General features: G+C 67.9%; 14 protein-coding genes and 3 pseudogenes. 10 read left to right on the forward strand and 7 right to left on the reverse strand.

Going from position 1 to position 13967, the window contains the following annotated elements; all coding sequences use genetic code 11:
• From ACGFI8_RS47065 to ACGFI8_RS47075, 3 genes and pseudogenes are all read left to right on the forward strand, one after another.
• Positions 1 to 183, forward strand: a pseudogene (locus ACGFI8_RS47065) (aminoglycoside phosphotransferase); the annotation flags it as partial.
• A 111-nt stretch (positions 184 to 294) separates the two neighbouring features.
• Positions 295 to 783 carry a GNAT family N-acetyltransferase gene (locus ACGFI8_RS47070; RefSeq protein ID WP_392815433.1) on the forward strand — a complete coding sequence of 163 codons (489 nt, stop codon included), beginning with the start codon at positions 295 to 297 and terminating at the stop codon, positions 781 to 783.
• A gap of 349 nt (positions 784 to 1132) precedes the next feature.
• Positions 1133 to 1506 (forward strand): annotated as a pseudogene (locus ACGFI8_RS47075) (transposase); the annotation flags it as partial.
• Between the two features lie 93 nt (positions 1507 to 1599).
• On the opposite strand, the gene ACGFI8_RS47080 reads toward ACGFI8_RS47075, so the two are convergent.
• Both ACGFI8_RS47080 and ACGFI8_RS47085 read right to left on the reverse strand, forming a co-directional pair.
• Positions 1600 to 2004 (reverse strand): SRPBCC family protein, encoded by a 405-nt coding sequence (locus ACGFI8_RS47080; protein ID WP_392815434.1) that lies wholly within the window; start codon positions 2002 to 2004, stop codon positions 1600 to 1602.
• 289 nt (positions 2005 to 2293) lie between these two features.
• Positions 2294 to 3628, reverse strand: coding sequence for a DUF2252 domain-containing protein (locus ACGFI8_RS47085; protein ID WP_392815436.1), 1335 nt, complete (start codon positions 3626 to 3628; stop codon positions 2294 to 2296).
• 407 nt (positions 3629 to 4035) lie between these two features.
• Between ACGFI8_RS47085 and ACGFI8_RS47090 the strand changes: the two genes are divergently transcribed.
• Positions 4036 to 4602: a hypothetical protein gene (locus ACGFI8_RS47090; RefSeq protein ID WP_392815439.1), complete on the forward strand. Its 567-nt coding sequence runs from the start codon at positions 4036 to 4038 to the stop codon at positions 4600 to 4602.
• Positions 4603 to 4677: 75 nt separating this feature from the next.
• Entirely contained in the window at positions 4678 to 4998 is a 321-nt protein-coding gene (locus ACGFI8_RS47095) for a hypothetical protein (RefSeq protein ID WP_392815441.1), read from the forward strand.
• Positions 4999 to 5182: 184 nt separating this feature from the next.
• Here ACGFI8_RS47095 and ACGFI8_RS47100 read toward each other — a convergent pair whose 3' ends face one another.
• On the reverse strand, positions 5183 to 5482 hold the full coding sequence (locus tag ACGFI8_RS47100; protein ID WP_392815443.1) for a hypothetical protein: 300 nt from the start codon (positions 5480 to 5482) through the stop codon (positions 5183 to 5185).
• Between the two features lie 222 nt (positions 5483 to 5704).
• On the opposite strand from ACGFI8_RS47100, the gene ACGFI8_RS47105 reads away from it, so the two are divergent.
• Positions 5705 to 7417, forward strand: a complete 1713-nt coding sequence (locus tag ACGFI8_RS47105; RefSeq protein ID WP_392815445.1) for an IS1634 family transposase — start codon at positions 5705 to 5707, stop codon at positions 7415 to 7417.
• A gap of 54 nt (positions 7418 to 7471) precedes the next feature.
• Here ACGFI8_RS47105 and ACGFI8_RS47110 read toward each other — a convergent pair whose 3' ends face one another.
• A complete protein-coding gene (locus tag ACGFI8_RS47110) occupies positions 7472 to 7720 on the reverse strand; it encodes a hypothetical protein (RefSeq protein WP_392815448.1) in 249 nt (82 codons plus the stop codon).
• Between the two features lie 85 nt (positions 7721 to 7805).
• Between ACGFI8_RS47110 and ACGFI8_RS47115 the strand changes: the two genes are divergently transcribed.
• Positions 7806 to 8957: an MFS transporter gene (locus ACGFI8_RS47115; protein ID WP_392815451.1), complete on the forward strand. Its 1152-nt coding sequence runs from the start codon at positions 7806 to 7808 to the stop codon at positions 8955 to 8957.
• A 161-nt stretch (positions 8958 to 9118) separates the two neighbouring features.
• Complete coding sequence (locus ACGFI8_RS47120) at positions 9119 to 9892, forward strand: hypothetical protein (protein ID WP_392815453.1); 774 nt, start codon at positions 9119 to 9121, stop codon at positions 9890 to 9892.
• A 110-nt stretch (positions 9893 to 10002) separates the two neighbouring features.
• On the opposite strand, the gene ACGFI8_RS47125 is transcribed toward ACGFI8_RS47120, so the two are convergent.
• A complete protein-coding gene (locus tag ACGFI8_RS47125; protein ID WP_392815456.1) occupies positions 10003 to 10878 on the reverse strand; it encodes a HEAT repeat domain-containing protein in 876 nt (291 codons plus the stop codon).
• Positions 10879 to 11135: 257 nt separating this feature from the next.
• Between ACGFI8_RS47125 and ACGFI8_RS47130 the strand changes: the two genes are divergently transcribed.
• The gene (locus ACGFI8_RS47130; protein WP_392815458.1) at positions 11136 to 11723 is read left to right on the forward strand and encodes an FKBP-type peptidyl-prolyl cis-trans isomerase; all 588 of its coding nucleotides are present in this window, start codon (positions 11136 to 11138) and stop codon (positions 11721 to 11723) included.
• A gap of 121 nt (positions 11724 to 11844) precedes the next feature.
• Here ACGFI8_RS47130 and ACGFI8_RS47135 read toward each other — a convergent pair whose 3' ends face one another.
• Positions 11845 to 12054, reverse strand: a complete 210-nt coding sequence (locus ACGFI8_RS47135; protein WP_392815461.1) for a hypothetical protein — start codon at positions 12052 to 12054, stop codon at positions 11845 to 11847.
• Positions 12055 to 12107: 53 nt separating this feature from the next.
• Complete coding sequence (locus tag ACGFI8_RS47140) at positions 12108 to 13298, reverse strand: cellulose binding domain-containing protein (RefSeq protein ID WP_392815463.1); 1191 nt, start codon at positions 13296 to 13298, stop codon at positions 12108 to 12110.
• Between the two features lie 574 nt (positions 13299 to 13872).
• On the opposite strand from ACGFI8_RS47140, the pseudogene ACGFI8_RS47145 reads away from it, so the two are divergent.
• Positions 13873 to 13967: pseudogene (locus ACGFI8_RS47145) on the forward strand (IS607 family transposase); the annotation flags it as partial.

A 13967-nucleotide genomic window follows, 5' to 3' on the forward strand; every position in this document is an offset into this window, starting at 1 on the left:
TGGGACGAGTCGCACGTCGACGTCCCCGACCTCGACCTCGTGCTGCCCGACAACGCCGCCGGCCTCGACGACGGCGCGTACGACATCGCCGCGCAAGCGTCGGCCGCATGGGAGGCCGCTGTCTGCTGGGACGACGAGTACGCAGTCAAGCGGCTCGCCGAAGTTCGAGCGGTCTGTTGTTAGGCGTCACGCATCTCCGGACATGCCGAGGAGAATGCGTCACGTCGACACCGGCGCGGCGATCAGGAATGCGGTGGCGGACAGTGCGACGGTGCAGCAGGATCTCGAGCTGTGATGAAGCTACGGGTGCTCAGCCCCGATGATTGGCAAATCTGGCGAAGGCTGAGGCTGGCGGCCCTGACGGAGGCGCCATATGCGTTTGGCTCGCGGCTGGCGGACTGGCAGGGCGACGGCGACCGTGCCGAGCGGTGGCGCGACCGGCTGGCGCTGCCCGGCTCGCATAACGTCATCGCCCTGCTGGACGAACAGCCTGCCGGGATGGCGAGCGGCGTGCCCACCGATGAGCCAGGCGTGGTCGAACTGATCTCGATGTGGGTCAGTCCGGCCGCTCGGGGTCTCGGTGTCGGTGATCGGCTGATCCAACAGATCGAGAGATGGGCCAGGCAGGAGCGGGCCACGGTTCTCCGGCTGTCCGTCATCCGAGGCAACGAGGCCGCCCAGAAGCTCTACCAGCGTTGCGGGTTCGTCGGCACCGGAGGACTGGACGACCCGATGCCGGATGGAATACGCCACGAAGACGTCATGGAAAAGATGCTTGGCTGAATGCCATCAGGAGGCGGTAGCGGATGCCACCGCAGCGATACCTATCGCCATCCTCATTTGCCGCATCCGCGCGTCAGTACCCCTCTCCAGCCGGTAACGGAGCGTTGGCGCAAGGCGGAGCTCGGGTCGAGACGGCGCGCCTTCACGCCACAGGCCGGCAGACCCTGACGCTGGCGCACAGAGTCGCAACGGATCGCGTTCGTTAGCCCGATCGGTCCCATTCACCGACGGCCGTCGGCAGATCCGTCACTCGTTCGGTGCGCTGGGAGACAAGGTCCAGTGGCATACGGACAGACCTCGTTGGCAACGGACACCGGCGCGCCACAACGGGGCGACCGAGTGGTCACCGGCTGGGAGTTTCGGGCAACACCCGGACGCTGCGCGCTACCTGAGCCTGCCCGGCCTCGGCGAGGTCCTCGGCGTCCGGGTCCTCGCGAGTTCGGCCACGACCCAGACCGCTACACCGACGCCAAAGCCCGCCTCAACTACGCCGGCACATCCCCAATCACCCGCACGTCCGGCACCCGCCGCGTCGTCCTGGCCCGCTACGCCCGCAACTGGCGCATCGACGACGCCGTACACCAATGGGCCTTCTGCGCCATGCGCGGCGCACCAGGCGCCCGCTCTTGCTACGACGCCCTTCGCTAACGCGGCACCGGCCACCGAGTCGCGCTCCGCCAGCTCGGCAACCGCCTCGTCGGCATCCCCCGCGGCTGCCTCAAGACCGGCAACCCGCCCCTTGGCAGAAAAGAACATGGGATATCTGCCGCGGTGCGGGCGCGAGGAAACACCTGAGGCGGGCGAGCGTAACAAACGTCATGCGTCAGTACCTTCAAGGACTTTCTTGAGGAGGGCGAGATCGCCGTTGATCAATGCCGCATCCCGCTCGAACTCCGCGTCGGTCATCCCCGCGGTGCGGCGCAGCGTGAAAACCACTTCGCAACCGTCGCCGTCCGCGATCGCTCGCAGCGGCACGTAGACGGTCTCACCGGAGGGGGTCAGCACCTCGTGGTCGAGCACGCCGTATTCGTTGTGCGGGGCGAACGTCACCCGAACCCGCCCTTCCCCCGTCTCGACGAACCAGGCGCCGTCCACCTCCGCCACCGAACTGCCCAGACCAGGCGCCCATTGAGGCAGGTTGGCCGGATCGGACGCGAAGGCGTAGACCTTCGACACCGGCCGGTCGATGTACACACTCAGGTGCCGCGATTCCCTAGTCATAAGCCGATGTTGTCACGACCCCCGCCGCCTGTGGGGACCGCTGCCGGTCGCGCCTACGGCGTCGCTCCGCGACCGCGCACGCGCGGCCCTTGACCCGACCACCCGCAGGCGGTCCACCCTCGAGGAACTCGAGGAGTGGTCGAACGACAACGGGTGAAGGTCGACACCGACCCAAGCCACGACCGCACGCACTCACCGGCGCGGAGCAATGCGCAGAACAGCGCTTGGCGGCGCACCAACGTTGCCTTGCAACCGACCCAACTGTCGACAGATCTTTCAATGAGCGGCGCTAGACGTCGTGGACCGCGTCGACGCAGCCGTGCTTCGCGGCGTCCTGGAACGCGGTGAAGTCGCTCTGGTTGAGGTCGGCGTACGCCTCGGCGAAGTCGGCGATCGCCTGGTCGAACGTGTCGGAGCCGCCGAGGTAGGCAGCGAGGGCGATCCGGTCACCGGAGCGGGCGTGTGCCCTGGCCAGGGTCCATCCGCACAGCCGGGCGTAGAGCGTCATGCCCTCGGGACGCATCCGTTCGATCGGCACGGAGAACTTCCAGTCCCGCAGCTGCCGGATGTAGAAGTCGCGCTCGCGCTGGTCGTCCGGTCCGGCGACGCGTGTCCAGCCGAGGAAGATGTCGCTGGCGGCCTGCATCAGACGTTGCCCGGCGACGACGCGTTCGCCCTGGTTGCTGTGCCCGCTGCGCCCGCAGTAGCCGGCCAGGACGGACGGCTGCGCTTCCTTGGCCTGCAGCAACAGGGGCTCGTCGCCGTCACTGGTCGTCAGCAGGGCGATCCAGGACTGGGTGCCGACGCTGCCGACGCCGACCACCTTTCGGGCGACCCGTTCCACCGAGAACTGGTCGAGCAGATGCCGGCGGTCCGGCTGCATGCTGTGTCGATATTTGGCCAGTACCGTACGGACGAGGTCGTACACCGCGTCGGCCTGCCCTTGGCTGAAGAGCTCTTCGATCGGCACGGTCGTGGGTGGCCTGCTAATGATCCTGCGCCGGCCGTCGACCATGGTGGTGAGTTTGCCGAGTGCCTGCATGCTGTCGCGGGTGTACGCCTTGCTCAGGAGCGCCTCAGCTGCCTTCAGCCGCTTCGGCTTGATGACGGACTTGAGTTGTGTGATGTATTGCTGGACGTCGAGGCTCGCGTACCAGACGTCCATGATGGACTGTCGGGCGAACTCTCGCATCGCCGTGCGGTAGCGCTCGGCGACCACCACGGCTGTCGTACGTTGTGTCCTGGCGGAGAGTCCGAGTTCTCGTCCCGCGACGACGAAGCTGGTTGCCAGGCGTTTGACGTCCCATTCGAACGGGCCGGGCAGGGTCTCGTCGAAGTCGTTGAGGTCGAAGACCAGCCGCCGCTCCGGCGAGGCGAACGCGCCGAAGTTCAACAGGTGCGCGTCCCCGCACAGCTGCACTCGCAGGCCGGACGCCGGCGCCGAGGCCAGGTCGGCCGCCATCGGCAGCGCGGCCCCGCGGAAGTAGCTGAACGAGGAGACCAGCATGCGGCCGTGCCGGACGGGAACCAGTTCGGCCACCCTCGACCCGGCCTGTTGCAACAGGAGCTCGACCGGATCCCGCGACGGGGCGGTGGTGAGGTCGCCATGCGACGCCAGCGACATCACCGTACGCGCATCCTTGCCCAGCGCAACGCGCCCGGCTCGGTCGGCGCGTTCGCCGTTCGCTGTCCGATTCGCCGAACCACCGGTCATTGCCGTGGTCATGCTCCCTCCCGGCTGTCAGGTAGCGGTGCCCGCGTCCCGTTGCTGCCCGTATACGAGACTCCCTGTGCAGGGATAAGCAGCTGAGCGGTTGTGGAGATTACCTCCGCGACGAGTCTCGACCAGGTGAGACCCATGGCCCTCACAATCCTTGGATGATTCTGGCCCTTCATCGGGTATCTGTCCTCGCGCGCTGGGAGATGCGACTGGGCTTCTGGCCGCACTCATCAAGCCGATGACAGCACGGTGCGCGATTCAGCCGACGGGTCGGCTGATGTGTTGCGCACCGTGCGGCTACGCTGCGGGCCATGTCGGCGCGGGAGGACCGGGTGTTCGAAGCGGTGGTCCGACGGATCGCCGCAGGCCGATACATCGACGAGGTACCAGCCAGTGGGCTGGCGCCGCTGCGACCGGCACCGCCTGCCGTGGTCGCGGAGGCGGAGCAACTGGCCGGCCGGCCGCTGCCGTCGCTGCTGCGCCGGCTCTACCTGGAAGTCGGCAACGGTGGTTTCGGCCCTGGATACGGTCTCCTCGGCCTCCGGGGCGGGCACCGGACCGGCAGCATCAACGCGCTGAGCGGGCTCAAGGGCGGTGTCCTCACCCTGTGCGACTGGGGCTGCGGCATCAGCGGCGAGCTGGACCTCGCCGATGGCCAGGTCTGGGGCTGCGACCCGAATCCTGCGCCGGACGGCGTCTCATGCATGTTCCCCCAGTACATGACGATCGTTGACTGGTTCTCAAAGTGGGTGGAGGGCACGCTGTACCAGCCGTGGCTGGTACAGGACCCGACGACCGGCGAGTGGCGCGGTGCGAGCGACGCCGAGTGCGCGGAGATGCTCGAGGAGGCGTTCGGCCCCAGCGGTCCTGAGGACTGACGACTGACTGCCGAACGCGGACGTCGCCGGTTACTGTGGGCGTCGGCGAACCCATCGGAGATCGCGGAGGATGACGTGGACCTCGACGCGCCCGCGGGCAGTGAGCTCGCGATGGAGCTGGTCACGACACCGGCGGCCGGGCGATGGGAGCTCGCGCGCAAGGTGGTCGAGGCGGTCCTCCTCGCCGCTATCGGCAGCTCCAACGCCGGCGCGACCACCCCGAACGTCCGGGGCCACCTCGTCGTCACTCGCCGCGACACCGGTCAGACGCTGCTGCGTACGCCCGCGTGGACGGATGGCACCCTGGCGGATCAGGTCCGGTATCAGTTGGACGTGCTGACCGTCCGCGAGTTCCTGCAACGGTGGAAGATCGACCCGAACGGCGAACCTGCCTGAAGCGCTGCCGGTCGTCAGCCGGGTGCGCTCCGATCGGCACGACAGGAAGCCGGTCCTGATCGACGTGTCAACGCCACGGAGACAAATGATCAACAGTAGCCACGCTGGTCGCACTCATCCCCGCCGTGCCCGGTCGGCGGCAGAAGTTTGCGTGTGACGATGTCGGATCCGAGTCGATGCGGGTTTAGAAGAGCGGCTCCATGCCCAAGGTGGCCGGGTCGGGCCGCGGCTTGGAGGTGGGTTGCGTCGGCAGGGCTAGCCGCGCAGTGGGTGGACCACTGAGCACAGCATCCAGTTCGACGGCCGATGCCGGAGTCAGACGGTAGATGCCCTGCACGCTGATCGCGCTGGTCAGCAAACCCTCTGTGTTGACATGTTTGATCGGCCGCGGTCCCCGGCGTGGTAGGTACATCAAGTTCTTGAGCGTCTCGCCCGGGATGGCCCGGTCGCCGTGTACGTGGGTGCCGTCCTCGCCGTGGACCACCTCATCGGTGCAGGTCGGTGCCAGGAAACGCCACGCTCGGTACCGTTTCCTGCGTTCCGCGCTTGCGCGTCGATATAGTCGGCGTTCGGTAGCGGAACCGCTGGTCAGGTCGTTGCTGGCTGGTGGAAACGGCGAAATCTCATAGTGACACGCCTGGGGATTGGTAGCGGTTGCTGGCTTGGGATTCCATCGTTGTGGCTAGGTGGTGTACGGTTCCGGCTCGTGTATGTGAGGACGTCGACACGTCGGACCCGTGACGGGCACGTCGTCCGGTACCTGCAGTTGGCGCACAACGAATGGGACCCGATCGCCAAGGCGTCGAAAACCAAGGTGCTGTACTCCTTCGGGCGAGAGGACCAGCTCGACCGTGACGGGGTCCGGCGGCTGGTCGCGGCGCTGTCCCGGCTGCTGGACCCGGGTGAGGCCCTGGCTGCCACGGCGGAGGCCGGGCTGTCGTTCGTGGAGTCTCGGCCGGTGGGTGGGGCCTGGCTGCTGGATGGGTTGTGGCGACGGCTGGGTATCGACACCACGATCGCCGCTGCGGCGCGGGGACGGGCCGGGGACGCTGATCTGGAGCGGGTGCTGTTCGCGTTGACGGCCAACCGGGCGTTGCATGCCTCCAGCAAGCTCGCCGCCGCGGATTGGGTGACCCACGATGTGCACATCCCCGGCCTGCCCACGCTCAGCGACGACGTCTGCTACCGGGCGATGGATCGGCTGATCGAGATCGAACCGCAGTTGACCCGGTGCGTCTACGACCGGGTCGCTGATCTGTTGAACCTTCATGTGGACCTGCTGTTCTTCGATACGACCTCGACGTATTTCGAGTTGGATGAGGCCGATGAGCTGCTGTGGCGCGACGAACGCGGCACCGTCGTGGACGAGAGCTCCGCGCAGGCGGTGAAGCAGGCCGGGTTCCGTGCCTACGGCAAGTCCAAGGATCACCGCGATGACCTGCCCCAGGTCGTGATCGGCATGGCTGTGACCCGGGAAGGGATCCCGGTGCGGTGCTGGGTCTGGCCGGGTGGTACCGCCGATTCGGCGTTGATCCGCCAGGTTAAAGACGACATGCGGGAGTGGTCGCTGGCCCGCATCGTGTGGGTCGCCGACCGTGGGTTCACCTCGGCTGAGAACCGTCGCTACCTGCAACGCGCTGGTGGGCACTACATCCTGGGCGAGAAGCTGCGCTCCGGCTCGGCCGAGGCCAGGGCGGCGCTGGCCCGCCAGGGCCGCTACGCCACCGTCGCGGACAACCTGCAGGTCAAGGAAGTCAAGCTCGGTGGCGACCTGGCCGATGACCGGTTCGTGATCTGCTGCAACCCCGAAGCCGCCCAACGTGACCGCAGCGTGCGGGAGCGTCTGGTGGCCCTGCTGACCGAGCGGATCGCCGGCTCCGACGAGCTGAGCGCCACCAAACGGGCCGAACTGCGCGGAGTGATCTCCACCAAGCCCGGCCTGAACAGGTTCCTGCGCGTCACCCCTGGTGGGCTGCTGCGCCTGGACCAGGCCGCGGTCAAGGCCGAGGAGCACCTCGACGGCAAGTACCTGCTGCGCTGCTCAGACCCCAAACTGTCCACAGAGGACATTGCAGTGGGCTACAAGCAACTTCTCGAGGTCGAACGCGGCTGGCGGGACATGAAGCAGATCATCGACCTGCGCCCGGTCTACCACCGCCGCGAAGACCGCATCCGCGCCCACGTCCTACTGTGCTGGCTCGCCCTGCTGCTCATCCGCATCGCCGAGACCACCACCGGCGACACCTGGAAGACGATCCGCGCCGGCCTCGACCGCATCCACCTCGGCACCTTCCACGGCCCCGCCGGCACCTTCCGCCAACGCACCGAACTCAACCCAGCGCAGAAGAAGACCTACACCACCCTCGGCCTCACTGAGCCACCCCGCGTCTTCGACGCCACCCCAGCCACAACGCCCTGACCGGCACGCATACCGCCGCCTAGTGACACGCCTGTCACCGGGCCTATCGCCGTTTCACCAGCTCAGGCCCCAGACACGCGGACTATATCGATGCTCAAGCGCGGAACGCAGGCGTTTGTAGTGCTCCTGTAGAGCTACGGAATCAGCTTCCACGATCTCTCGGACCCGCATGCGCCCGAACACGAGGAGCACCTGCCGATGCACACCGATCGGGTACAGCACGTCGCCGGCGCTGACCTTCGCCCGCAGGAAGCTCGGCTCGGACAGGTGCGGACCGCCGAACATCACCTCGAGCGGCCGCACTGATTGAGGCCGTCGGCGAAAGCGGCAATCCCCGTACCATGGTAAATCGGTGTCGCCGGAGAGATCTGACCGGTACGAAGATCACGTGCCCTTGCTCGCGCTCTTCGCCGCTGTCCTCCTGTTCGGCATCGCGGACTCGATGGTCAATTCCTACATCGTGCTCTTCGGCGCCGATGTGGCCGGGCTGACGCCGCTCCAGATCGGCGTGTGGGCCTCGGTGTTCGCCATCGGCGGGATTACGGTCGGCTGGTGGCTGGGACGGCTGTTCGACCGCCGGCCCGCGCGAACGTACGCGATCGTCGTGATCCTGTTGGGCTCGGCGGGTTATGTGCTGCTGCCGCGGGTTTCGAGCTTCCTGGTGCTGCTCCTGATGGCGGCGACGGTGCTCGGGGCGATGGGGGCGGCCTTTCCGCAGTTGTTCGCCCTGGCCCGCTCCGTGCTCGGCGAAGGCGCGGCCGGGCAGCGTTCCGCGCCGCTGCTGCGCTCGGCCTGGTCCCTGGCGTGGGCCGTCGGGCCGTTGCTGGGCGCGCTCGTGCTGTCCCGGGGCGGCTATTCATGGCTGATGTGGACAGCCGCCGGGGTGTTTCTCGCTGCTGCGCTGACCGTTTTCGTCGTGCCGCGGCCCGGGCCCGTCGCGGTTGCGAGCTCGTCACCGGGCGGCACCCCTGTCCTGCTCACCGTGAGCGTTACCCTGTTCTTCACCGCGATGTTCGCGGGCGGTGTGGCGCTGCCGTTGTTCGTCACGCGTGCCCTGCATCAGCAGCCTGCGTCGGTCGGCGTGCTCTTCAGCGTCTGCGCCGCGGTCGAGGTGGTGGCCACCCTGGGCTTGACCGTCGTCCCCGCCCGGGTCAGTCAGCGGGGCCTGATCCTCGGCGGTTTCGGCTCACTGGTCTGCTATTACGCCCTGACGGTCGTGTCTTCGGGCATGCTCATGCTCATGATCGGGCAGGTCTTCCGCGGCGTGGGGATCGCGATCGTCGGGGCGGCCGGCATCCGCTACTTCCAGGACCTCCTCGCCCCGGCAACCGGCCGCGCCACCACGCTCTTCGCCAACGCGTCCACGGCCGGCCTCCTGGTCTCCGGCATCCTGTCCGGCGTGGCGGTCGAGCACTTCGGCTATCCAACGACGCTCCTGCTCTGCGGGGTGGCGGCTGCGATGGGCGGGATCGCTTTCACCCTCGGTTCCCGCCGCCAGGCCGGTAGCCGGCACACGGAGAAGGTGCATCGCAGCGTTTGAGCGGGGCCGGGGTATCGATCTCTCACAAATCGACAGCTGCGCACTCGGCGGATTCAACCGGTGGTCGCAACACCCCTTCCGGAGGGTGGAGCGATGGGTTTGGGGCCGCGGCAGAAGCGGGTGCCGGTCGCAGGTTCGTGGGCGCATGGAACGATGCCGCAGTGACGTTTGCGATCGAGCCACGGCAGCGTCCCGCGTTCCGTCCCACCGGTCGTAATGCGGCCATTACGTTGATCGCGTTCGCCGACGAGAACGTACTCGGGACTGGTCGGGACCTGCAGATCCGCGACGCTATTCCGCATGCAGCTCCCATCGCCGCGCTCGACCTCCGTATGCACCAGTACGCGGACAGTCCTGGCTGGATCGACGCATGGCGTACCGGTGCCCTGCGCAACATCGCGGCCCAGCAACTGGATGACCTCGGCCGCCTGGGCGCCGCATCCTGCTGTTACTCGATCACGGTCGCGGTCGAGGACCCGACCGACCTGACCCATCTGCAGCTCGCCTGGGCAGTTGCGTCGAGGATCGTTGCGGCCGGTGCCTTCGCTGCGCTCGACGTCTATGCGGTTAGTTGGCTTCCCGGCACAACGGTAGCGTCGCTGTCACCCGACCGGCCGTTCACCATCCAGCAGGAGGTAAGCCTGATCGCGGAGACCGAGCCAACGCCCGGTTTCGGGCATCCGGTACACACCCGCGGCATGATCAAGTTTGGGCGCCCGGACCTGGTAGCCGGCGTCCCCGCAGACCGCGTCGAAGAAACCGGACGAATCCTCAATCATCTGGCCCGGATGCTTGCCGAGGGTCACATCCTCGCCCCGGGCCAACAACTTCGTCTCGATGGCCGGCGACTGCTCACCGTCACGGCATACGCCCCTGACGCAACCACACCCGAACTGAACCTCAACAACGACGCCGTACTAATCGTCGACGCCTGAATCGATTCTTGAGCTCCGATGGCAACGTCGCGATCGCAGCGGTTGGAAGGGTGAGCCGTCGTACGTCGTCGCCATGGCGAGGCGGACGACCACTACTGGCTGCCGGGGTTTCAGGTTGACCGTGAGACGTCGGCGACCGCGGAACGGACCTGCCAGTCAGGGTCGTCCACCAAAGATTCGAGGGCGTCGAGCGGCTCGCCCAGCAGACCGATGCCGCGGACGGCGCCGGTACGCACCGACGGCTCGGGGTCGGCGAGTAGTTGGCGCAGGGCGGCGGCCGCGGCGGGGATGCGATCGGAGTTGGCTGCCCTGCGGCCGATCGCCTCGCCCAGCGCCGATCGGGCATAGAAGGCCGGTTCGGAGATCAGCGGGATCAAGTGATCAACGATCTTCGGCGGGGCGGACCAGGCCAGACGGAGCACGGCGTGACGCTGAACCCATTGGTCCGGATCCCGCAGTGTCGCGACAAGAAGGTCGTAGATCTCAGGGTTGTCCTTCACGCTCGGTAGTGAGCCGAGGGCGGTAAACCGGATCCACCGCTCGGGATCAGCAAGCGCTTCACGCAACGTGGCCATGTCGGATGGCTCGAAGACGTCGCCGATTGCCCAGAGCGCAGCTCTACGGACGTGCTGATCGTCGTCGGTCACCAGGGGCAGGATGACGGCCCGGCAGCTGGCCGGGTCAGCGCGCATGACGGTGCACAGGGCTTGGCCCAGAAAGTCCCAGTCATCACCGTCGTCGCGGCGCATGGCATCGGCGTAGAGGTCCAGCAGCAGCGGGAACGCCTCGATTCCGGCCAGTCCGGCCAGGAGGTGCGCCATCAGGTCACGGCCGTACCAGTTTCGATCGGCGGTGTAGCGCTCCAACGCGGCCCGCACAGGCGCGATCATCGAACGTTCGCCGGTCGCGACCAGCTCCCGGATCAGCATGTACGCGTCCCCGTCCAGCGTGCCGTCCGCGTGCTGGAAAACTTCCGCCAGTGTCACCCGGGCCTCCCCATCCAGCGCCCCATAGCGCAGACCAACGTAACGGTGCATCGACCCCTGTCCCGCTGCACACAGTAAATCGCGCATCAGCAAAGCCCGGGCGACGAGGCGCCGGCTCCACGGAGCCGGGACGCACGCACATCGGCTACTTCAAGCCACGGCCCACCGAGCCGGCACCGCGATCCGCGTCCACATGACCCGATACCCCGGCGGCCACGGGGCCCCGGGGGACGCGCGGGGCTGGTATACACCTCTGCATGATCGTCCGCCCGTTGCTCGGCACCGCGCTCGCCGCGTTGCTCCTCGGCGTCGGCACCGGCTGCACCGCGGGGTCCGGCGGCGAACGCAACGCCGCGCCCACGGCCGCGTCGGCGAGCCCGAGCGCCGTCGCGGCCTGCGCGCACCGGCCAGGCGATGCGTTTCCGCACCTGCTCGGCGGGTTCGACGAGCGCCTCGCGAAGGAGCCGACCGACACGGGCGGCACCGCCGACCCCAAGGAGCTGACCGTGACCGTCCTGATCCAAGGGACGTGCGCCACGGTCAACCCCGGGCAGACGGTCACCATCAACTATGTCTGTGTGACGCTGCGCGACGGCAAGGTGTTTGACGACGACCCGTGGCGGCGCCGGTCGGCCGTCGACGTCCAGGTCGGGCTCGCGCAGCTAGGGCAGACGCTGCAGGTCATAGAGGGCTTGGACCGCGGGCTGGCCGGGGTGAAGGTCGGCAGCCGCGTCCAGCTCGACGTCCCGCCGCAGATGGCGTTCGACGCGATCACGGACCCGCCCCCGGGCGCCCCGCGCGGCCCGGTGCGCTTCATCGTCGACGTCCTCGACGTCCGCGACTGACCGTCAGCCCTTGTCGACGCCCTCGTTGGCACCGCGGATGAAGTACCGCTGGAAAATCACGAAGATGACCGCGACCGGGATCGTGGCCAGCAGCGCCGCGCCCAGCTTGAGCCGGTACTGGTCAGTGCCAGTGGAAGAAGACGCGCAGGTCGGACTCGGTGTGCACCCGGGTCTGGCCGCGGTAGCGGCCGAGGTAGGCGGACACCGCGGCGCGCAGGACGAGTTGGGCGGCAGGTGCGATGCGGTCAGCATCCGAGGTGACCGCCCCGAGGCACGATGGCGGATCCGGGGTCGGGCGGCGGGCAGCCTGGCCGCCGCCCGGCCCCCGCACGCGGTTTGGGGCCCTGAGGCGCTTTCCCGCGGCTGCTTGACCGAGCCGTGGTATCAGCTCAAGGCGCAGGCCACCGTGGGTATCGCGTTGGTGGCGTTGTTCCAGCTGGCAAGGAATCCGAAGGTGGTTGAAGCGCCAGGTGCCAGGGCACCGTTGTAGCCGGCATCCCGTGCCGTGACAGTCATCCCGTTTTGGGTGAGTGTGGCGTTCCACGCCTGGGTAACCTGTTGGCCGTTGGCGTAGGTGAACGTGACGGTCCAACCGGACGTGGTGGTCGTACCGGCGTTGGTCACCGCGACCTCGCCCTGGAAGGCGCCGCCCCATTGGGAGATGACTCGGTAGGTCGCGCTACACCCGCCGGGCGCGGCGGATCGCGTCGGCGATGCACTGGCCGACCGGGACGCGCTCGCCGAGGGCGACGAGCTGGCCGAACGCGAGGCACTCGCGGAGGGCGACGCGCTGGCCGACTGGGAAACGCTGGGCGAGGGCGATGCGCTGGCCGAAGAGGGCGGGGTGGTGACGCCGCCGAGCGCCGCGGCCAGGGCCGGGTACCAGCGGTTGGCCATCTTCTGAAAGCCGCCCGTGTTCGGGTGTACCCCGTCCACGGTGTCGGCCGTTGCGTCGAAGCCGGTCCACTGGTCCACGAGCACGATCGGGGAATTCGCCGTGGTCAGGCCCGCGGCCCAGGCCGGCAGCGCGTTGTTGAACTCGATGATGTCGGCGGGGCAGGTTGAGCAGGATGCCGCGCTCATCGGGATGATCTTGGCCACCAGGATCTTCATGTTCGGATTGCTGTCGCGCATCTGGCCGACCAGCTTGGTGAAGGCGGCCAGCTTGGTCGCGGTGGAGATGTAGTGGCCCCACATGTCGTTGGTACCGAGGTGGACCAGGACGATGTCGGGTTTGGTCGCGGCCAGCCAGGGCGGGAGCTGGTTGTTGTCGGCGATCCCAGTGGCGGCGTACCCACCGTGGCCCTCGTGGTCGAAGTCGTAGGAGTAGCCGGGGTTGCAGCCGCCGCCGTCGGACTGGGTGCCAACGAAGTCGATATTCGTGTACCCGGCGGTCTGCAGCTGGTGCCACAGCATCGCGCGCCAGCAGCCGGGTCCGGCGGTGATGGAGTCACCGAGCGGCATGATCCGCACGGGCGCGGTCGCCGACAGGGCGGGCCGGACGACGACGAGGCTGAGCGCGACGATCGCCGCGGCGAGGATGGCGTACAGGGTGGGCCTGAGTCTGTGCAGCATGGATTGCTCCTGGGATGAGGGCTGGACAGTTGCCGCCTCGGCCCCTGTCGCGGGCGGTGCGGTGCCCGCGTCGCGTGGCGCGACGGACCATCAACGGAAGCGCTGCCGCCAGCCTGTGTGACGGGGCCGCTCGAGGGAACTGCCTCTGTCGGGCGGTTGATCGACGGATCTGACCGCCCGCCCCAGCGACCTCCGCCTTTTGTGGCCGAAGTGGCGCGCAACGAACCTCGGATACATCGACAGATCCCGAAACTTTCCATCGGCGGTACGCACTGGCCCCGCTTCGGCCATAGGGGCCGCAAGCAGTACATCTGGCGGCCTGATCTGCCCGACCAGTTCGAGGCGTGCCTGGCTGAGGCGACCGACGACGACGTGCCGCTACCGCCCGCGTGTACCTCGACGTGGCGTTTTCCATCCGTTCGACGACGGCAACGCACGAGCGGCGATGCTGGTGCTCTACAACGTCCTGGCCCGTGACGGCGTGGTCCTCGACCGCGCCGAGCCGCTGCTCATGTCCATCCGGCGGGCGCACGACACGCTCGGCGCCGGTGGCCTCGCGAGACTGATCGAACTACTCGACGGGCACAGCAAGAAGTTCCTCGCCCTGCTGCGTGACCCGGCTGTGTCGACGATCGTGGTCGAGCACCGGGACAGGTTCGCCCGGTTCGG

The organism is Dactylosporangium sp. NPDC048998 (assembly GCF_043197855.1).
Taxonomy (GTDB): Bacteria; Actinomycetota; Actinomycetes; order Mycobacteriales; family Micromonosporaceae; genus Dactylosporangium.

Excerpts from the sequence above, each read along its gene's own strand:
- ACGFI8_RS47070 (WP_392815433.1), top strand. The coding sequence starts at position 295 with ATGAAGCTACGGGTGCTCAGCCCCGATGATTGGCAAATCTGGCGAAGG.
- ACGFI8_RS47080 (WP_392815434.1), bottom strand. The coding sequence starts at position 2,004 with ATGACTAGGGAATCGCGGCACCTGAGTGTGTACATCGACCGGCCGGTG.
- ACGFI8_RS47085 (WP_392815436.1), bottom strand. The coding sequence starts at position 3,628 with ATGTCGCTGGCGTCGCATGGCGACCTCACCACCGCCCCGTCGCGGGAT.
- ACGFI8_RS47090 (WP_392815439.1), top strand. The coding sequence starts at position 4,036 with ATGTCGGCGCGGGAGGACCGGGTGTTCGAAGCGGTGGTCCGACGGATC.
- ACGFI8_RS47130 (WP_392815458.1), top strand. The coding sequence starts at position 11,136 with ATGATCGTCCGCCCGTTGCTCGGCACCGCGCTCGCCGCGTTGCTCCTC.
- ACGFI8_RS47140 (WP_392815463.1), bottom strand. The coding sequence starts at position 13,298 with ATGCTGCACAGACTCAGGCCCACCCTGTACGCCATCCTCGCCGCGGCG.